The organism is Streptomyces sp. NPDC048612, from assembly GCF_043199295.1.
Classification (GTDB): domain Bacteria; phylum Actinomycetota; class Actinomycetes; order Streptomycetales; family Streptomycetaceae; genus Streptomyces.
The window spans coordinates 103,753-121,268 of the sequence record NZ_JBICVV010000010.1 but is presented as its reverse complement, the minus strand read 5'-3'; the positions used below and the strand labels follow the sequence as shown (position 1 = coordinate 121,268).

Below are 17,516 nucleotides of genomic sequence, written 5' to 3'. Positions count from 1 at the left end.
AAGCCCCGGGACCGACCATCGTCCGTACCTGAGGAGACGCCAGCCATGGCCCGCCACGCCCAGTCCCGCGCGCGGACGAGACTGTCCCGGCGCAGCAAGGCCGTGAGCGGTCTCGCCCTGTCCACCCTGGTCGGCACCGCCCTGTGGGCGTGGCCCGCCTCGGGCGACGACCACAACGGCGGGACCGACGCCAAGAGCACCACGTCGACGACGGCTTCCGGCCCGGACACGCCACGTACGCCCGTGTCCGCGCCGAAAACCGCCCCGAACGCCGCACCGAACGCCCCGGCCGGACGGCCGGTCCCAGGCCTCAGTGACGCGGCCAGGAAGCGCATACCGGCCGACTCCCGGCAGGTGCTGGTCGTCACGGGCAAGGGCATGGACTCCTTCCAGTCCCGGGTCGTCCTCTACACCCGTGAGGAGGGCGGGGACGACTGGGAGGCGGGCCCCGCCTGGCCGGCCCACAACGCCGCCCGCGGCTGGACCGACGACCACCGTTACGGCGACCTGCGCTCGCCCATCGGGGTCTTCCCCCTCACCGACGCGGGCGGTCTGCTGGCCGCCCCCGAGGGCACCAAGCTCCCCTACGACCGCAACGGCAGCTTCGTCGCCGACGGCACCGGTGTGGAGGGCGAGCCGCTGGCCGGTGCCTTCGACTACGTCATCGCCATCAACTACAACCGGGAGCAGGGGGCCTCCCCGCTGGACCAGCGGCGCCCCTGGGGCGCGGCGAAGGGCGGCGGTGTCTGGCTGCACGTCGACCACGACGGCCCCACCCAGGGCTGTATCAGCCTCAAGCCCAAGGTGATGCGGGAGCTGCTGCGGACCCTCGATCCCGACCTGCACCCGGTCGTCGTGATGGGACCGGCCGATTACTGAGCAGCCGTCGGGCCCGCCGTACCCCACGGGGCCGCAGGACGCCCTCACCGACGTCCTCGGCCTCCGGGTCGGCCACGCCCAGCGCATCGGTGACGGGTTCCTGACCGGCACCACCGTGGTGCTGGCCCCGGAGGGCGGCGCCGTCGCGGCCGTCGACGTGCGCGGCGGCGGTCCCGGCACCCGGGAGACCGACGCCCTGGACCCGCGCAACCTCGTCCAGCGGGTCGAGGCGCTGGTGCTGACCGGCGGCAGCGCCTTCGGGCTTGACGCCGCGTCCGGTGCCGTCGCCTGGCTGGAGGACGCGGGCCGGGGCTTCCGGGTCGGCCCGGACCCGGCCCAGGTCGTCCCGGTGGTGCCCGCCGCGGCCCTCTTCGACCTGGGCCGCGGCGGCGACTGGCGGGCCCGCCCGGACGCCGCGCTGGGCCGGTCGGCGGCCGACGCCGCGGCGGGCACCGAGCCCGGCGCCCCGGTCGCCCGGGGCAACACGGGGGCCGGTACGGGCGCGGTGGCCGGCGGCCTCAAGGGCGGCATCGGCACGGCGAGTGCGGTGCTCCCCTCGGGAGCCACCGTCGCCGCCCTGGCCGCCGTCAACGCCGCGGGCTCCGTCACCGACCCGCGTACCGGCGCCCTCTACGGCCATCTGTACGAGGACCCGGCCGCGCTCCCGGCCCCCGAGGTGCACGCCGCGGCGCTGCGTCGGCTGGCCGAGGCCCGGGAGCTGTCCCTGGCCCGTTCGGCGGCGTCCGTCCGGCCGCCGCTCAACACCACCCTCGCCGTGGTCGCCACCGACGCCGCCCTCACCCGCGCCCAGGCCCACAAGCTGGCCGGCACCGCCCACGACGGCCTGGCCCGCGCCATCCGCCCGGTCCATCTCCTCTCCGACGGTGACACGGTCTTCGCGCTGTCCACCGCCACCCGGCCGCTCACCGCCGAGAAGCCGCACGCCGATCCCGCCTTCGGCATCCACGCCGTGGCGGGCGCGCTGAACGAGCTGCTCGCCGCGGGCGCGGACGTCCTGACCCGCGCCGTGGTCGACGCGGCCCACCGCGCGGAGACGGTCCGCGGTCCCGGCGGGGTCTTCCCCTCCTACCGGGACCTGTACGGGCTGGACTGAGCGGCCCCGCCCCGTACGGGTCCCGGCGCCGGAGTCAGGGACCTGGCACCCCGAGCCCTCCGCGCCGGCCCTTACGGGTCGCCCCTCACACTCCCACCGCTCCCAGCAGTGAGCCCGCCGCGTACGTCACGCCCATCGCCACCACGCCGCCTCCCACGTTCCGCAGCACCGACCGTCCCACGGGCGCGAACCCCATCCGTGCGCTGCTCCACCCGCAGAGCGCCAGCGCCGCCACCACGGCGGCCACCGTGATCCACAAGCGGTGCGCGGCCGGCGGCAGCACGATCGCCAGCAGCGGCAGCAGCGCCCCCGCCGTGAAGGCGAGGAAGCTCGCCCCCGCCGCGTGCCAGGGGTTGGTGAGTTCGTCGGGGTCGATGCCCAGCTCCACCTCGGCGTGTGCCCGCAGCGCATCGTGCTCGGTGAGCTGCTCGGCCACCTCCCGGGCCAGTGGTTCCGCCAGCCCCTTGCCCTCCAACATCTCGGTCAGTTCGATGAGTTCGGCCTGCGGCTCGGCCGCCAGCTCCCGCTTCTCCTTCGCCAGCGCGGCCTTCTCCGAGTCGCGCTGGGTGGAGACCGAGACGTACTCGCCGGCCGCCATCGACAGGGAACCGGCCAGCAGTCCGGCCAGCCCCGCCGTCAGCAGCGCGCCCCGTTCGTCGGTGGCGCCGGCGACCCCGACGACGAGTCCGGCGGTGGACACGATGCCGTCGTTGGCGCCGAGAACCGCCGCCCGCAGCCAGTTGAGGCGGCTGCCGAGCCCGCCGCCGTGTGCCTCGTCGTGGTCCGGTGTCTGCGAAGTCATCGGAAGAGCGTCGCATCCGCACCGGCCCGTGCCCGGCCCGACGCCCCCACGCCACCGCGGAAGGGCCGGTGGTAGAAACGGCCTTATGTCCGCACCGCCCCCCTCACCGCCTCCCCCGCCCCCACCGCCCACGCTCGTCCAGCGGGCCCCCCGCAAGCCCGCGCCCCGCCGCCGACTGTGGTGGCACCGGCTGATATTCGGGCTCTGGTACCGCCCGGTGGAGGTGCTGGACGAGGCGCGGGACCGCAGCGCCTGGAGCGCGGCGGTACTGCTGTCGCTGATCAGCGGCGCCATCGGGGTGCTGTCGGTGGACGCGTTCCACGCCCAGTGGGCCGTCGACCGCACGGCGGGCCTCCAGCTCATCGGGCTGGCCGAGGCGGGGGTGCTGGCCGCCAGCTTCGTCCTGGGCGCGGTCGCCCACGCCATCGCCCGTACGCTGGGCGGCATCGGCCGCTTCGCACCCACCGCGAGCCTGTTCATCGTGCTCTTCTGGGTGACGGATCTGCCGCGGATGGCGATCGCCGCCTGGCTGCCGACCGGCGCCACCTTCGTCCAGGCCGCGACGTGGACGACCTGGGGGTTCGGCTATGTCCTCGCCATACTGCTGATACGCGGCCAGCACCATCTCTCGACGTGGAAGTCGGCGGCCGCGGTCTCCGTGCAGATGCTGGCGGCGCTGGCCCTGCTGAGGCTGGGACCCGTCCGCTGAATCCGGGGCCGGTCGCTGCGGCCGGGACCGGTCCACCGCCGGGCGTACCCGCCCCGCCGCCCGCCCCGGCCATCTCGCCCCGGCCATCTCGCCCCGACCGTCTCACCCGGCCCTCAGGACCGGCTCAACTACGGCTGCTCAGCTGCCGTACGAGCCCCTCGAAGGCCGCCCGTTCGGCGTCGCTCAGCTCCACACACTCCGACGGCGGTCCGTCGGGCCCGGTCTGCCGCGGCACCGATCCGAGCAGCTCCGGCTGTGCGGGCAGCCCGTCCGCGGGCGGCCCGGCCGATTCGCGCCGCCCGTACGGGCCGCCGGGTGCGAACCGGCCGCGCGGCCCGTATCGTGCCCGCATCTCCCGCTGGTCCCGCCGCAGGGCGGCCTCGTAGCGGCCCCGTCGCAGCAGTCTGGTGATCGCCACGGCCCAGACGACGCCCACCGCGACAAGGGCGCCGAAGCCGATCTGCTGAAGAATCGAAACGGAGGGGAGCATGGGGTCCTCCCGGACGGGTGGGGCGCTGGGGTGGGGCTGGTCTCCGGATGCGGCGGGCTGATCCGGGCCCGGACGACGGGCCCTGGAGTCAGTACACACCACGCCTCGGGACTTCCGACAGGAGATCTTGGGCCAAAAGTCCCGAAGTGACACATCTCCTATGACATTTCGCCACATTCCCGGCACGACCCGCGAAGGCGCCACCCCAAGAGGCCGCCCCGGCAGGGTCCGCCCGGCCCCGTTGGACACCGCGGCGGCTTCCCCCGGCGAAGATCGTCCCGGACGATGACGGCACCCCGTCCGCGACGTGAGGAGTACGCACGTGCCGCAGCCGCACCGGCCGCAGCCCCGGCCGCCCGCCGACACCCCCTCCGGACCCGCCGGCGCCGCACCGAACGGCGCCCCGCCCGCGCGCGCCCTGGACGGCGTCCTCGTCGCGGACTTCAGCCGGGTACTGGCCGGGCCGCTGGCCGCCGCGACGCTCGCCGACCTCGGCGCCGAGGTGATCAAGGTGGAGCGGCCGGGCACCGGTGACGACACCCGCGCCTGGGGACCGCCGTTCGTCCCGGACGCCCCCTCCGGCACGGGCCCGGCACCAGGCGGCGGCACCCCGCCGCGCGGAACGGCCGCCTATTTCGACGCCGCGAACCGCTCCAAGCGCGGCCTGGCCCTGGACCTCGACGACCCGGACGACGCGGCCGCGGCCCGCGAGTTGGCGCGCCGGGCCGACGTACTGATCGAGAACTTCCGCCCCGGCTCGCTCGCCCGTCACGGCCTGGACCACACCGCGACCCTCGCCGCCAACCCGGGCCTGGTGCACTGCACCATCACCGGGTTCGGCTCCGGCGCGGGCGCCCGGCTGCCGGGCTACGACTTCGTCGTACAGGCCGTCGGAGGGCTGATGAGCATCACCGGCGAGCCCGGCGGCACCCCGCTGAAGGCGGGCGTCGCGCTGGTGGACGTGCTGACCGCGAAGGACGCCGCCACGGGCATCCTCGCGGCGCTGCGCCACCGTGACCGCACCGGCCGGGGCCAGCTGGTCGAGGTGAATCTGCTGTCCTCGCTGCTGGGGTCGCTGGTCAACCAGGCGTCCGGCCATCTGGCCACCGGTCGCGACCCGGGCCCCATGGGCAACCGCCATCCGAGCATCGCCCCGTACGAGACGCTGGCCTGCCGTGACGGGCAGCTGCTCGCGGTGGCGGTGGGCAATGACCGTCAGTTCCGGGAGCTGGCAGGAGCGCTGGGCGCCCCGGAACTCGCCGACGATCTCCGTTTCGCCCGTAACGAGGACCGGGTGCGAAACCGCACAGATCTCATCAAAGCACTGGAGGACCGGCTGGCCGCCGACACCCCGCACGGCTGGACCGAGCGGCTGTCCGCCGTCTCCGTGCCGTGCGGCCCGGTCAACAGCCTCTCCGAGGCCCTGGAGTTGGCGGCGCGCCTCGGCCTCGATCCGGTGACCCCGGTCGGCGAGGGGCGTGTCCCCCAAGTGGCCAGCCCACTCCGCCTTTCGGGGACGCCGGTGACCCAACCCTTCGCTCCACCCCGCCTGGACGAACACGGCACGGCACTGCGAACCTGGCTGTCAGGGCCGACCGACCGCCCCTTGCCGCCGCGATTGTGACCTTCGTCACAAGAAAGCCGTACCCGCAACCAAATCCGCCCGCTCGTGCTGTTTACCAGCACGGAAAACCACAACACCCCTGTTATGGAGCAGCTCGTGACAACGCCGGACACCCCCGCTCCCGCTCGGTCCCGCACCCCGCACCAGCTGCTCCTGTCAGCCGAGCAGCAGGCGCCGGGCGCGCCGCGCCGCAACCGGCGGATGCGCCGCACGCTCGCCGTGACGGCCCTGTTCGCCGCGAGCGCGCTGACCCTGTCCGCCTGTGGCGGGGACGCCTCGGCCGGTGGCAACGACGACGGCAAGAACGGCCAGGCCGGCGCGGACGCCGCGGCCGCCAAGAACGCCTCCGATGTCAAGATCAAGGTCTCGTCGAAGGACGGCGCCACCAACGCCAGCATCAACGACACCGGGGTGAAGACCACCGGCGGCAAGCTGACCGAGGTGAAGCTCACCGAGGCCGACTCCGGCAAGGACGTCGCCGGTGCCATATCGTCCGACGGCACGTCCTGGAAGCCGGGCGTCCAGCTGGAGCGCGGCACCAAGTACCGGATCGTGGCGAAGGCCAAGGACGCCAAGGGCCGGGCCGCCACCGAGAACGCCTCCTTCACGACGGTCTCCTCGGCGAACAGCTTCATCGGCAGCTACACCCCCGACAACGGCAAGACCGTCGGTGTCGGCATGCCGGTGTCGTTCAACTTCGACAAGGCGATCACCAACAAGAAGGACGTCCAGTCCCACATCACGGTGACCTCCAGCAGCGGTCAGAAGGTCGTCGGCCACTGGTTCGGCACCCAGCGCCTGGACTTCCGTCCCGAGGACTACTGGAAGGCCGGCTCCAAGGTCACCATGAAGATCGACCTGGACGGGGTGAAGGGCGGCCAGGGCATCACCGGCGTGCAGTCCAAGACGGTGTCCTTCACCATCGGGCGCTCGCAGGTCTCCACGGTCGACATGAACACCCAGACCATGACGGTCAAGCGGGACGGCAAGACCCTCAAGAACGTCCCGATCTCCGGCGGCAGCCCCGAGAACCCCACCTACAACGGCCAGATGGTCATCTCGGAGAAGTTCGAGCAGACCCGGATGGACGGCTCCACGGTCGGCTTCAAGAAGAAGGACGGCAAGGGCGAGTACGACATCCCCGACGTCCCGCACGCCATGCGGCTGTCGGCCTCCGGCACCTTCCTCCACGGCAACTACTGGGGCGCCCCGTCGATCTTCGGCCAGGCCGGCACCAGCCACGGCTGCGTCGGCCTGCGTGACAACAAGGGCGGCGGGGGCGACACCCCGGGCAAGTGGTTCTTCAACGAGTCCCTGATCGGTGATGTCGTCATCGTGAAGAACTCGAAGGACGAGACCGTCAAGCCCGACAACGGCCTCAACGGCTGGAACATGTCCTGGTCCGAGTGGCAGCAGGGCAGCGCGGTCTGACACACGACGCGCCGGCGGAGTACGGCTGAAGGCGGTGGCCGGTCCCTTGGGGGGCGGCCACCGCCTTTGTGTGTGTACGGGGGCATCCGTCCCCCGGTGGGAGGGCTGCGTGTCCGTCCCGCCAATGAGCGGGACGGACGGCCCGTCCGGCCTCTGTCAGTCGCCGCCGCCCGGGGCGGTCCCGTCGGCGCTGCCCTGGTCAGCCAAGAACACCTCCTGCACCAAGACGGCGGCGAGCGGCACCAGCAGGCCCGCCGCACCGGCCCACAGCCGCCACGCGCCGTTGTCCGGCACGGCCAGCAGTGCTCCCATGATCGCCACCGAGCACGCCAGTCCGACCAGCAGCGGCTTCGACACGGTCGCGGACCAGGCGGCGCCGAGGTCCAGCAGCGGGACCTGACGCCCGGTCTCAGCCCCGGGGACCGGCCCGCGTTCCGGGGCCGGGACGTCCGCCCGCACGTCCTGAGCCACCCGGACGGGCACCGCACCCGGCAACTGCCAGCCGTCATCGCCGATCAGCTCGGCGAGCACGTCCTTGCCCCGGCCCCGCTGCGGGTGCCACACCAGCAGCCCTGATGCCCCTGCCAGGACGGTCCCCGCGACGGTGCTGGACAGCTCGCCGTGGAAGGGAACGGTCCGCTCTGTGCCGTCGACGGCGAGCAGCAGACATTTGAGCTGCCGGGTATTGTCCCGGCGTTCGCGCGCGGTCGTCTGATCCGTGCCCTCGGCCGACGGGGCGTCGGTGTGCTTTCCTCCGCCCGTGACGCGGACCCGTAGGGCGACCCAGTCCTCACCGGTGCTGCGCGCACCCCGGCGCGTGATGCCCTCCCGCCACCAGCCGGCGCACAGCCCCAGCGTCACCAGAATCCAGAAACCCGCCGCCACCCAGGACGTTGAGGCTTCCACCGCCCGGCCGGACAGCTTCCGCTCCACCTCGGCCCGCCGGTCGTCGCCCACAGCCCCCAGTTCGGGGTGCCCGGGCACGTGGCCGACGTAGAGCGTCCCGCCGACCTCCTGGCGCCGTTCGGTGGCCGCCGTAAAGGTGGCCGGAACCCCGCGGCCGCCCCGCTGCCCGGCCGCCGGGGGCAGGATGACGGTGTAGTCGGCCGTGGCGTGCGCCCGCCGGCCGCGCCCCTCGGTCACCTCGTGCTCGATGGCGGCGATACGGAAGCTGCCGGTGACGGCGCCGGCCTCGCGCAAGGCCGGCGCCCGGCTCCCGGAGTCCGGTTCCGCCGCCGCGAGCACGATCCACAGGCACACCAGCGTCGGCAGCGCGACGAGCAGGCCGACGGCGCGGAGCGACTGCCACGGCGTGCCGTGCAGCCGCGCGGGAACGGCGGCGGGCCGGGCGCCCGCCGATGCCGCGGAGGCGGCCCGCACCGCCCGTGCGTACGTCTCGTTCCGGGGCGCACCGGCCCGGAACACACTTGCCCCGACGGCTCCCAGGCACAGCACCAGAACCCCGAAGGCGAGCCAGATGACGGCCGTCCGCGCGGCCCCGGCCCCGAGAAAGAGCCAGGCCACGGTGAGCGCCACCAGCGCGAGGGGCCCGGCCACGGACACCCACCGGCCGCTGCGTGCACCGGACGCTCCGTACGTGCCCGCGTCGGGTGTTTCCTTCATCTGCTCCGTGCCCTCTCCGGCCGCGTCCAATTTCCGTGACGATGTTGCCTTCGAGGCCCTGGGCGCTACCGACCGGGGCTGCTCCCGGTGCCTCTGCGCACACGACGACGGCCCCCGTCACCGGTGGGCGACGGGGGCCGTGTCGTGGAGTTCAGGCGCTGGTGAGCCCGCCGTTCTTCACGGTGGCGACGAAGGACGACCATGCGGAGGCCTCGAAGAGGAGGGCCGGGCCGTGGGGGTCCTTGCTGTCACGGACGGGGACGACGGCGGGGAAGTCGTCGGTGACTTCGATGCACTGGCCGCCGTCCTGGTTGCTGTAGCTGGACTTGCGCCAGGTGGCGGTGGCCAGGAGGTCGTCGGAGACCTCGATGCAGGCGCCGCCGTCCTGGTTGCTGTATGAACTCTTGCGCCAGGTGACGGTGCTCAGGTCGATGGCTCGCACGAGGCCTCCTCCAACAGCTGCCTGATGAACTTCCGTGATTCAGCCGGGGATAGGGCTAGGTCACGGACCAGATCGTAGCTGAGCTGAAGTCGTTCGGCTGCTGCCGTTTCCTCGACAAGTTCGCCCGAATATCCCGTCTCTACCCATGCCACGGTGCGGCCGTCCGGCAGTCGCAGGAACATCGTGTCCGTGTTCGTCAGGGCGTGGAGTCCGCGTTGCTGCTGAATGACCTGAACCATGATGTGTGGCCGGTCTCCCATGGTCACCAGGTGCTCAAGCTGCTCACGCCATTCCTCGGCGTCAGCCAGCGGTGTGCGCAATACGGCCTCGGACAAGATGGTGCGGAAGCGCGGAGCATCGTGGCCGTCGAGCAACTCCCGACGCCCTACTCGCGCTTGAACGTGCCGGGTCAGCTCGTCATCGCTGCTGCCTCCTACCGAGAGCAAGTCGCGTGCGTAGCCACCTGTCTGAAGCAGGCCGGGGAGAGCACTCACCGCGTAGTGCCACATGCTCACCGCCTCGGCTTCCAGCGTCATGTACCGCCGGTACCGCTCCCGGAACTGCGTAGGGTCCCCCGCCGCCAACTCCCACAGCGTCAGCAGCAGTCCAGCCGTCCCGTAATGCTGGTCCAACGCCTGGGCGACCTCCGGGCCGCCGAGGGTCTCGCCCTTCTCCATCTTCCCGAAGAGCGACCAGTCCCATCCCAGCACGTCGCCGAGCTGGCGGAGGCTGTCGCCCTTCTGCTTCCGCAGTAATCGCAGCTCTTCTACGTAGCGCTGGCGCGGCTCCTGGCTTCGACCGGTGACCGCTCGCCTCGGCGGCATGGCGACCTCCTCCGTGGAAGGTGTGGAACTAACGGTGCGTGGCGGCGAAGTACCGCGGACAAGCGGCATTCGCGCCCAATTCCGGGCCCTTCCCGTAAGGGCCGGAATACGCACGGTAGTGGTCCGCGAGGGGCTCGGGCAGGGAAATGGAGAGGAGAAGTGGCCGAGAAGTGGCTGGGATCAGGCAGCGACCGGAACCCCGGCCCCTTCGTCGGCCGGTGCGGACCCCGGCTGCGTGGGCGACGGCTTCCGCAGCCCCTTGAGCAGGACGACCAGGGCCGTGCTGACGCCCACGCCCGCGGCGATGGCGAGCAGGTAGAGGAACGGCTGGCCGATCAGGGGGACGACGAAGATGCCGCCGTGCGGGGCGCGGAGGGTGCAGCCGAAGGCCATCGACAGGGCGCCGGTGACCGCGCCGCCGGCCATCGCGGAGGGGATGACGCGCAGCGGGTCGGCGGCGGCGAAGGGGATCGCGCCCTCGGTGATGAAGGAGGCGCCGAGCACCCAGGCCGCCTTGCCATTCTCGCGTTCGGTCTTGGTGAAGAGGCGGCCCCGGACGGTCGTGGCCAACGCCATCGCCAGCGGCGGGACCATACCGGCCGCCATCACCGCGGCCATGACCTTCAGGCTGCCCTCGTTGGGGTTGGCGAGGCCGCCGACCGCGAAGGCGTACGCCACCTTGTTGAGCGGGCCGCCGAGGTCGAAGCACATCATCAGGCCGAGGATCGCGCCCAGGATGATCGCGTTGGCGCCGGTGAGGCCGGACAGCCAGTCCGTCAGGCCCTTCTGGAGCGCGGCGACCGGCTTGCCGATCACGAGGAACATCAGGAGGCCGACGACCGCCGAGGAGACCAGCGGGATGACCACGACCGGCATGATGCCGCGCAGCACCGGGGGGATGCGGACCTGCTGCAGCGCCATCACCACGGCGCCCGCGAGCAGACCGGCGATCAGTCCGCCGAGGAACCCGGCGTTGATGGTGAGCGCGATGGCGCCGCCGACGAAGCCGGGGACCAGGCCCGGCCGGTCCGCCATGCCGTACGCGATGAATCCGGCCAGGACCGGGACGAGGAAGCCGAACGCCACACTGCCTGTCTGGAAGAGCAGCGCCGCCCAGCTGGCGGACTCGGTCCAGAGGAAGTGCTCGGCGACGGACGGCGCCTTGTCGACCGTGTAGCCGCCGAGGGCGAAGGCGAGCGCGATGAGCAGACCGCCCGCGGCGACGAACGGGACCATGTAACTCACGCCGGTCATCAACCAAGTGCGCAGCCGGGTGGCGAAACCGTCGCCCGTGGCGGCGCGCTGGTCCATGGGGGCGGTGGCCCGCGCCGGGGCGCCGGTCTCGCCGTGTGCGGCCTTCTGGCGTACCTCGGCGATGAGTTCGGCGGGGCGGTTGATGCCCGCCTTCACCCCGACGTCGACGGTGGGCTTCCCGGCGAAGCGTTCCCTGTCCCGTACCTCGACGTCATGCGCGAAGATCACGCCGTCCGCGTCCGCGACCAGTTGCGGGTCGAGTCGCCGGAACCCGGCCGAGCCCTGGGTCTCGACGGACACCTCGACACCCGCCGCCTGTCCGGCCTTCTCCAGTGACTCGGCGGCCATGTAGGTGTGCGCGATGCCGGTGGGGCAGGAGGTGACGGCGACGATGCGGAAGGGGGCGGGGGTGGGGGCGGGCTCGTCGGCCGACTCGGGGGCGGGTTCGTCGGCCGCCTGAGTGGGGGACGCGTCGGCCGCTGCGGCGGGAGCGGTGGGCTCGGCCGCCGCCGGTTCGTCGCCACGTATCAGTGCCGCCGTGCGGTCCGGTTCGGTGGCGGAGCGCAGGGCGCCGGTGAAGGTGTCGTCCATCAGGTGGCGGGCGAGGGTCGAGAGGATCGACAGATGGTCGGCGTCGCCGCCCGCCGGGGCGGCGATCAGGAAGATCAGGTCGGCCGGGCCGTCCGGTGCCCCGAAGTCGATACCGGAGGCGCTGCGTCCGAAGGCCAGCGTGGGCTCCGTGACGTGCGCGCTGCGGCAGTGCGGGATGCCGATCCCGCCGTCCAGGCCGGTCGGCATCTGGGCCTCGCGTGCGGCGACGTCCGCGAGGAAGCCCTCCAGGTCGGTGACGCGGCCGGCGGCGGCCATCCGCCCGGCCAGGGACCGTGCGGCGGCGTCCTTCGTTGCTGCGGACAGGTCGAGGTCGACCAGTTCCGCGGTGATCAGCTCACTCATCGCGGGCTCCCTTGCGCGCGGTTACCGCCGTGCGGGCGGGTGGGACGGGACGGGGGGTGGCTGAGGCGCCGCCCGGCGGGGGCCGGGGCAACGGCGGAGGGGACGCGGGGATGCGTCGCGGACCCGGCAACCACCGCTCTGTACGCGGCGGTCACGGCAGCGGCCCGGCGCGCGATGCTCACGGCAGCGGCCCGGCGCACGGTGCTCACGGCACCGGCTCCGTCAGCGGGCGGTCGAACGGCACCGCGTCGGTGGTCCGGACCGCGGCCGGGTCCAGGTCGTCCGGGGTCGGCATCTGGCTGCCGGGCAGCTGGACGGCGGCCGCGCCGTGGGCCAGTGCGACGGCCAGCGCCCCCGGTCCCGTACCGCCCGCCGTGAGGAAGCCCGCCAGCGAGGCGTCGCCCGCGCCGACGTTGCTGCGGACGGCGGCCACCGGGGCGCTGCCGAAGAAGGCGCCGTCCGCGTCGACCAGGAGCTGGCCGTCCGCCCCCAGGGAGGCCAGTACGGCGCGGGCTCCCCAGGTGCGCAGTTCCTCGGCGGCCTTGACCACGTCGCCGAGGGTGGTGAGCGGGCGGCCGACGGCCTGCGCCAGCTCCTCGGCGTTCGGCTTGACGACGTCGGGGCGTTCGCGCAGCGCGGCGGTCAGCGAGGGTCCCGAGGTGTCCAGGGCGATCCGGGCGCCGGCCCGGTGGGTGCGGGCGACCAGCTCCGCGTACCACTCGGGGGCCAGGCCGCGCGGCAGGCTGCCGCAGCAGGCGATCCAGTCGGCGCCCACGGAACGCTCGCCGACCGTGGCGAGCAGCGCCTCCGATTCCTCGGCGGTCAGCTCGGGCCCGGTCGCGTTGATCTTGGTGAGGGTGCCGTCGGGTTCGGCGACCGCGATGTTGGCGCGGGTCTGCCCGGCCACCGGAACGCCCGCCACCTCGATGCCCTCGGCGCCCAGCAGCCCGGCCAGCGCCGCACCGGCGGCTCCGCCCACCGGAAGGACGGCGACGGTGCGGTGTCCGGCGGCGGCGACCGCGCGCGAGACATTGACGCCCTTGCCGCCGGGGTCGACCCGGTCGGCGGTGGCCCGGAGCACGGCCCCGCGGTCCAGCGCCGGGATCTCGTACGTGCGGTCCAGGCTGGGGTTGGGGGTGACGGTGAGGATCATGCGCGTACCACTTCCGTGCCCGCGCGTTCGATGGCGAGGGCGTCGTCGGGGCTCAGCCCGGTGTCGGTGATGAGGACGTCCACGTCCGACAGCTCGCCGAAGCGGGCGAAGTGCTGCTGCCCGTATTTGGCGGAGTCGGCGAGGAGGACGACCCGGCGGGCGGCGGCGATCAGCGTCCGCTTGACGGCGGCCTCCGCGAGGTCGGGGGTGGTCAGGCCGCCGTCGGCGGAGAAGCCGTTGGTCGCGAGGAACAGCACATCGGCGTTGATCTCGCGGTAGGCGCGCAGCGCCCAGTCGTCGACCGCGGCCCGCGTACGGTGCCGGATGCGGCCGCCGACGAGGTGGAGGGTGAGCCCGGGGTGGTCGGCGAGCCGCGCGGCGACCGGCAGACCGTGGGTGACGACCGTCAGCTCGGCCTCCAGCGGGATCTCGGCGGCGAGCCGGGCGGCGGTCGTGCCGGCGTCCAAGATCACGCTCCCGGAGCTGCCGGCGCCCTCACCGCCGGGCAGCTCGGCGAGCGCGGCGCGGGCGATGCGCTGCTTCTCGTCGGCGGCGACGGCGTCCCGTTCGGCGAGGTCGGGCTCGAAGTCCAGCCGGCCGGCCGGGATGGCTCCGCCATGCACCCGGCGCACCAGACCGGCCCGGTCCAGGGCCTTCAGATCGCGCCGCACGGTCTCGGCGGTGACCTGGAACTCGTCCGCGAGGGAGAGCACATCGACCCGGCCGCTCTCACGGGCCAGCCGCAGAATCTCCTGCTGGCGCTCCGGTGCGTACATCAGCGTGTGTCCGTTCCATGCCCGAGCCTGTGGTTTCCGCGGGATGCTACGCCCGCATATCCCTAAAGTAAACAGATCCGGGCTTCGATCGGACTCAAACAGACATGGGGAGGGAGGCGGGTGCGGGTGCGGGGCGGCCGGCGTGGATGCGGGAGGGGTCGCCGGGGTGGATGCGGGGCGGCCGCTGCGGACGCGCGGCCTCCCCATGTGGCCGGCGGTGCTACCTACCCCCGCGGGCCCCGGACGCGACGGAGCCCCGACGCCGGAAGGGGCGTCGGGGCTCGTCCGTCACGGACCGGGCCTCGGATCTCGGCGCGCGCACCCGCGCGCTCGCTATGCGGCCGCGTCGAATCCCGTGTCATGCGCCATCCGCTTCAGCTCCAGCAGCGCGTGCTTCTCGATCTGGCGGATGCGCTCACGGGTCAGGCCGTGCTGCTTGCCGACCTCGGTCAGCGTGCGCTCGCGGCCGTCCTCGATGCCGTAGCGGGCCTTGATGATCGAGGCGGTGCGGTGATCGAGACGGTCTATCAGGTCTTCCAGCTCCTCACTGCGCAGCAGCGTGAGCACGGACTGCTCGGGCGAGGCCGCGGAGGTGTCCTCCAGCAGGTCACCGAACTGGGTGTCGCCGTCGTCGTCCACCGACATGTTGAGACTGACCGGGTCGCGCGCCCAGTCCAGGACGTCGGTGACGCGGGCGGGCGTGGAGCCCAGCTCGCCGGCGACCTCCGCCGGCTCCGGGTCACGGCCGTTCTCACGGTTGAACTCGCGCTGCACCCGGCGTATCCGGCCCAGCTCCTCGACGAGGTGCACGGGCAGCCGGATCGTGCGCGACTGGTCGGCGATGGAGCGGGTGATGGCCTGGCGAATCCACCACGTCGCGTACGTCGAGAACTTGAAGCCCTTGGTGTAGTCGAACTTCTCCACGGCGCGTACCAGACCGGCGTTGCCCTCCTGGATCAGGTCCAGCAGGGGGAGCCCGGCGCGCGGGTAGCGGCGGGCGACCGCCACCACGAGGCGGAGGTTGGAGCGGATGAAGATGTCCTTGGCCTTGTCGCTCTCCTCGACCAGCGCCGCCAGCTCCTCGCGGTCGGCCCCCGCGGCATTGCCGTCGGTGACCTCGCCGTCCAGGATCTGCCGGGCGTAGACGCCCGCCTCGATGGTCTGGGACAGCTCGACCTCCTTGGCCGCGTCGAGCAGTGGCGTACGCGCGATCTCGTCGAGGTACATGCCGACCAGGTCGCGGTCGGCGATCTCCCCGCCTACGGCGCGAACACTGTTGGCCCCGTCAGAACCGCTGCGGCTTTCCTGACGGCGGGCGACGGCACGGGTTGCCATGCGTGTGCTCCCTTTGCGATGAGTCGGTCGCGGGACGGTGGGCGGGCCAGTGGTGATCGAATACCGATGCTTGCCGAGTGGCCCGTCCGAAGGAAACAACGGCTGGAATCCGGACAGAATTCCCAGGCGGCCCCGCTATTTTTCTGATCATGCAGTACCCTGCGCCTCCCTCTAGGAGGTCACATGCGGCAACAGCACGGGGAAGTGCAGGTCAGAGCGGGCGTGGAGGCGGACCTTCCGGCCCTCACAGATCTTTACAACCACTTCATCCGTGAGACCTCCCTCACATTCGACCTGGAGCCCTTCACTCCGGAACAGCGCCGCCCGTGGTTGCTCTCCCACCCCCAAGACGGCCCGCACCGTCTTCTGGTTGCCCAAGAGGCGACAGAACGGACGAAAAACCCGCACAACGGGCCGCCGCCCGCTCCCTCCATAGCCGCGGCGGCCCCCGGCGGGGCAGGGCGCCCGGACGGGGCGCTGCTCGGCTACGCGACCAGCAGCGCGTTCCGCCCGAAGGCCGCCTACGGCCCGTCCGTCGAGGTCACCGTCTACTGCGCCCCGGACGCGGGCGGCCGCGGCATCGGCACGCTGCTCTACCGGGCCCTGTTCGAGGCGCTGGCCGGTGAGGACGTGCACCGCGCCTACGCCGGGATAACCCAGCCCAACGAGGCCTCCCGGCGCCTCCACGCCCGCTTCGGCTTCCGGCACATCGGCACGTTCACGGAGGTGGGCCGCAAGTTCGGCCGCTACTGGGACGTGGCCTGGTACCAGAAGGACCTGGGCTGACCCCACGGGTCAACCGGCCGTTCGCGCCGCTCCCGGCCCCGCCACCGCCCGTTCCGGTTGCCGCGGGCGGCGCCCGGGTGTCGCCTGGACAGAAGGGGCCGCGGGGGAAACCGAGAGGAGCCCGCCATGGACCAGCACGCCCAGCGGCACGGCGCGAGGGCCGCCCGCTCCCACGGCACGGTCGAAACCGAACACGGCGCGACGGCCGCCACCCGCAGCCTGGAGAAGTCCCCGCGAACCGCCGGGACGATGGGCATGAAGGAGCGGGCCAGGCACATCCCCGCGACCGTCTCACTGCCGGTCATCACGGCGCTCGCCTTCGGCTGCTTCATCATCTTCCGCACCCACACCGCCGGCATCAAGGGCGGCCCGGCCATGCTGTACGGGCTCTCCGGGGCCGTGGTGTCCGGGGCGCTGGGCCTGATCGTGGTCCACTTCCAGTCGACCCTGATCACCGAGACCCGGGCGGCCGCCTACGGCACGCTCTTCGGCTGCTCGATGGGCTGGGTCTACAGCCTCGGCGGCGAGGCCATCCTCAAGTCGTGCGCCTTCGGCTTCACCATGGGCGCCGTGATGTTCGTGGCCGCCCTCTACGTCTTCCGCACCCACCGCACCCGCGAGCCGCACGGCCTGCACCGGCCGCACGAGCACCCTCACCACCGCCGGGGCGAACGGTCCCACCGCCTGCCGGTGGCCACCCATTGACGCCCGGCGGAGGCCGCCGCCCCTGCCGCGGCCACACGACCCCACACCCCTTGACCTCAACCGCGCTTGAGGTCCTAGCCTCGGCGACATGACCACGCCCTCTCCCTCCCCGGCCCCCGGCACCCCGGCCCCGGACGCCGCCGGCCCGTCCTCCGCGGCGGCGTCCGCCCCCGGAACCCCCGGGCAGGTCTTCACCCCCACGGAGCGCGCCTACCTCGTCGGCCAGCCGCTGGCCCGCCTGGCGACCACCGGCCCGGACGGCGGCCCGCAGGTGCGCCCGGTCGGCTTCGTGCTGAACGACGACGACACCCTCGACATCGGCGGGCCCACGATGCGCCGCACCCAGAAGTACCGCAACGCGGCGGCCCGCCCCGAAGTCTCCCTGCTCATCGACGACATGGCCCCCGCCGACGACCCGGTCGCGCCCGGCTGGGGCCGCGGCGTGGAGATCCGCGGCCGCGCCGAGCCGCTGACCCTCGACGCGCCCCCGATGGCCCCCGACTTCTTCAGCAACGACGTGCTCCGCATCCATCCGCGCCGCGTCATCAGCTGGCACCTCGCACCGGACGACGGCCGCTCACAGGGCCGCGACGTCGGCTGAGCGCGGGCAGCCCC

General features: G+C 73.0%; 17 protein-coding genes. 8 read left to right on the top strand and 9 right to left on the bottom strand.

Annotated elements, in window-relative coordinates:
* The first annotated feature begins 45 nt into the window (after positions 1–45).
* Positions 46–879, top strand: a complete 834-nt coding sequence (locus ACGFN2_RS17610) for a hypothetical protein (RefSeq protein ID WP_393361158.1) — start codon at positions 46–48, stop codon at positions 877–879.
* Entirely contained in the window at positions 872–1,993 is a 1,122-nt protein-coding gene (locus tag ACGFN2_RS17605) for a P1 family peptidase (RefSeq protein ID WP_393361466.1), read from the top strand. The genes ACGFN2_RS17610 and ACGFN2_RS17605 overlap by 8 nt, the downstream gene beginning before the upstream one ends.
* An 85-nt stretch (positions 1,994–2,078) precedes the next feature.
* On the opposite strand, the gene ACGFN2_RS17600 is transcribed toward ACGFN2_RS17605, so the two are convergent.
* Entirely contained in the window at positions 2,079–2,795 is a 717-nt protein-coding gene (locus ACGFN2_RS17600) for a VIT family protein (RefSeq protein WP_393361155.1), read from the bottom strand.
* An 85-nt stretch (positions 2,796–2,880) separates the two neighbouring features.
* Here ACGFN2_RS17600 and ACGFN2_RS17595 point away from each other — a divergent pair, with 85 nt between their 5' ends.
* Positions 2,881–3,504 carry a YIP1 family protein gene (locus ACGFN2_RS17595; RefSeq protein ID WP_362602638.1) on the top strand — a complete coding sequence of 208 codons (624 nt, stop codon included), beginning with the start codon at positions 2,881–2,883 and terminating at the stop codon, positions 3,502–3,504.
* Between the two features lie 124 nt (positions 3,505–3,628).
* On the opposite strand, the gene ACGFN2_RS17590 is transcribed toward ACGFN2_RS17595, so the two are convergent.
* Positions 3,629–3,994, bottom strand: a complete 366-nt coding sequence (locus tag ACGFN2_RS17590) for a hypothetical protein (RefSeq protein WP_362602641.1) — start codon at positions 3,992–3,994, stop codon at positions 3,629–3,631.
* A 322-nt stretch (positions 3,995–4,316) separates the two neighbouring features.
* Here ACGFN2_RS17590 and ACGFN2_RS17585 point away from each other — a divergent pair, with 322 nt between their 5' ends.
* Positions 4,317–5,618: a CaiB/BaiF CoA transferase family protein gene (locus tag ACGFN2_RS17585; RefSeq protein WP_393361151.1), complete on the top strand. Its 1,302-nt coding sequence runs from the start codon at positions 4,317–4,319 to the stop codon at positions 5,616–5,618.
* 84 nt (positions 5,619–5,702) lie between these two features.
* The gene (locus tag ACGFN2_RS17580) at positions 5,703–7,049 is read left to right on the top strand and encodes an Ig-like domain-containing protein (protein ID WP_362602647.1); all 1,347 of its coding nucleotides are present in this window, start codon (positions 5,703–5,705) and stop codon (positions 7,047–7,049) included.
* A 156-nt stretch (positions 7,050–7,205) separates the two neighbouring features.
* On the opposite strand, the gene ACGFN2_RS17575 is transcribed toward ACGFN2_RS17580, so the two are convergent.
* The 7 genes from ACGFN2_RS17575 to ACGFN2_RS17545 all read right to left on the bottom strand — a co-directional run bounded on the left by ACGFN2_RS17575 (position 7,206) and on the right by ACGFN2_RS17545 (position 15,410).
* Positions 7,206–8,672, bottom strand: coding sequence for a hypothetical protein (locus ACGFN2_RS17575; protein WP_393361148.1), 1,467 nt, complete (start codon positions 8,670–8,672; stop codon positions 7,206–7,208).
* Between the two features lie 151 nt (positions 8,673–8,823).
* On the bottom strand, positions 8,824–9,114 hold the full coding sequence (locus ACGFN2_RS17570) for a DUF397 domain-containing protein (RefSeq protein WP_393361145.1): 291 nt from the start codon (positions 9,112–9,114) through the stop codon (positions 8,824–8,826).
* Positions 9,096–9,938, bottom strand: a complete 843-nt coding sequence (locus tag ACGFN2_RS17565; protein ID WP_393361142.1) for a helix-turn-helix domain-containing protein — start codon at positions 9,936–9,938, stop codon at positions 9,096–9,098. Before ACGFN2_RS17565 ends, ACGFN2_RS17570 begins: the two co-directional genes overlap by 19 nt.
* Positions 9,939–10,118: 180 nt before the next feature.
* The gene (locus ACGFN2_RS17560) at positions 10,119–12,146 is read right to left on the bottom strand and encodes a fructose-specific PTS transporter subunit EIIC (RefSeq protein ID WP_393361139.1); all 2,028 of its coding nucleotides are present in this window, start codon (positions 12,144–12,146) and stop codon (positions 10,119–10,121) included.
* Positions 12,147–12,351: 205 nt separating this feature from the next.
* Positions 12,352–13,299, bottom strand: coding sequence for a 1-phosphofructokinase (gene pfkB, locus ACGFN2_RS17555; protein ID WP_393361136.1), 948 nt, complete (start codon positions 13,297–13,299; stop codon positions 12,352–12,354).
* Positions 13,296–14,075 (bottom strand): DeoR/GlpR family DNA-binding transcription regulator, encoded by a 780-nt coding sequence (locus tag ACGFN2_RS17550; RefSeq protein ID WP_393361134.1) that lies wholly within the window; start codon positions 14,073–14,075, stop codon positions 13,296–13,298. Before ACGFN2_RS17550 ends, pfkB begins: the two co-directional genes overlap by 4 nt.
* 333 nt (positions 14,076–14,408) lie before the next feature.
* The gene (locus tag ACGFN2_RS17545; RefSeq protein ID WP_393361131.1) at positions 14,409–15,410 is read right to left on the bottom strand and encodes an RNA polymerase sigma factor RpoD/SigA; all 1,002 of its coding nucleotides are present in this window, start codon (positions 15,408–15,410) and stop codon (positions 14,409–14,411) included.
* 183 nt (positions 15,411–15,593) lie between these two features.
* Here ACGFN2_RS17545 and ACGFN2_RS17540 point away from each other — a divergent pair, with 183 nt between their 5' ends.
* From ACGFN2_RS17540 to ACGFN2_RS17530, 3 genes are all read left to right on the top strand, one after another.
* Complete coding sequence (locus ACGFN2_RS17540) at positions 15,594–16,196, top strand: GNAT family N-acetyltransferase (RefSeq protein ID WP_393361128.1); 603 nt, start codon at positions 15,594–15,596, stop codon at positions 16,194–16,196.
* 126 nt (positions 16,197–16,322) lie between these two features.
* Positions 16,323–16,901, top strand: a complete 579-nt coding sequence (locus ACGFN2_RS17535; RefSeq protein WP_393361125.1) for a hypothetical protein — start codon at positions 16,323–16,325, stop codon at positions 16,899–16,901.
* An 88-nt stretch (positions 16,902–16,989) separates the two neighbouring features.
* Positions 16,990–17,502, top strand: coding sequence for a PPOX class F420-dependent oxidoreductase (locus ACGFN2_RS17530; RefSeq protein ID WP_393361122.1), 513 nt, complete (start codon positions 16,990–16,992; stop codon positions 17,500–17,502).
* Positions 17,503–17,516 lie beyond the last annotated feature (14 nt).

Coding starts and splice junctions, on each gene's coding strand:
- ACGFN2_RS17575 (WP_393361148.1), bottom strand. CDS start 8,672: ATGAAGGAAACACCCGACGCGGGCACGTACGGAGCGTCCGGTGCACGC.
- ACGFN2_RS17580 (WP_362602647.1), top strand. CDS start 5,703: ATGGAGCAGCTCGTGACAACGCCGGACACCCCCGCTCCCGCTCGGTCC.
- ACGFN2_RS17560 (WP_393361139.1), bottom strand. CDS start 12,146: ATGAGTGAGCTGATCACCGCGGAACTGGTCGACCTCGACCTGTCCGCA.
- ACGFN2_RS17565 (WP_393361142.1), bottom strand. CDS start 9,938: ATGCCGCCGAGGCGAGCGGTCACCGGTCGAAGCCAGGAGCCGCGCCAG.
- ACGFN2_RS17535 (WP_393361125.1), top strand. CDS start 16,323: ATGGACCAGCACGCCCAGCGGCACGGCGCGAGGGCCGCCCGCTCCCAC.
- ACGFN2_RS17545 (WP_393361131.1), bottom strand. CDS start 15,410: ATGGCAACCCGTGCCGTCGCCCGCCGTCAGGAAAGCCGCAGCGGTTCT.
- ACGFN2_RS17540 (WP_393361128.1), top strand. CDS start 15,594: ATGCGGCAACAGCACGGGGAAGTGCAGGTCAGAGCGGGCGTGGAGGCG.
- ACGFN2_RS17590 (WP_362602641.1), bottom strand. CDS start 3,994: ATGCTCCCCTCCGTTTCGATTCTTCAGCAGATCGGCTTCGGCGCCCTT.
- pfkB (WP_393361136.1), bottom strand. CDS start 13,299: ATGATCCTCACCGTCACCCCCAACCCCAGCCTGGACCGCACGTACGAG.
- ACGFN2_RS17600 (WP_393361155.1), bottom strand. CDS start 2,795: ATGACTTCGCAGACACCGGACCACGACGAGGCACACGGCGGCGGGCTC.
- ACGFN2_RS17595 (WP_362602638.1), top strand. CDS start 2,881: ATGTCCGCACCGCCCCCCTCACCGCCTCCCCCGCCCCCACCGCCCACG.
- ACGFN2_RS17550 (WP_393361134.1), bottom strand. CDS start 14,075: ATGTACGCACCGGAGCGCCAGCAGGAGATTCTGCGGCTGGCCCGTGAG.
- ACGFN2_RS17610 (WP_393361158.1), top strand. CDS start 46: ATGGCCCGCCACGCCCAGTCCCGCGCGCGGACGAGACTGTCCCGGCGC.
- ACGFN2_RS17530 (WP_393361122.1), top strand. CDS start 16,990: ATGACCACGCCCTCTCCCTCCCCGGCCCCCGGCACCCCGGCCCCGGAC.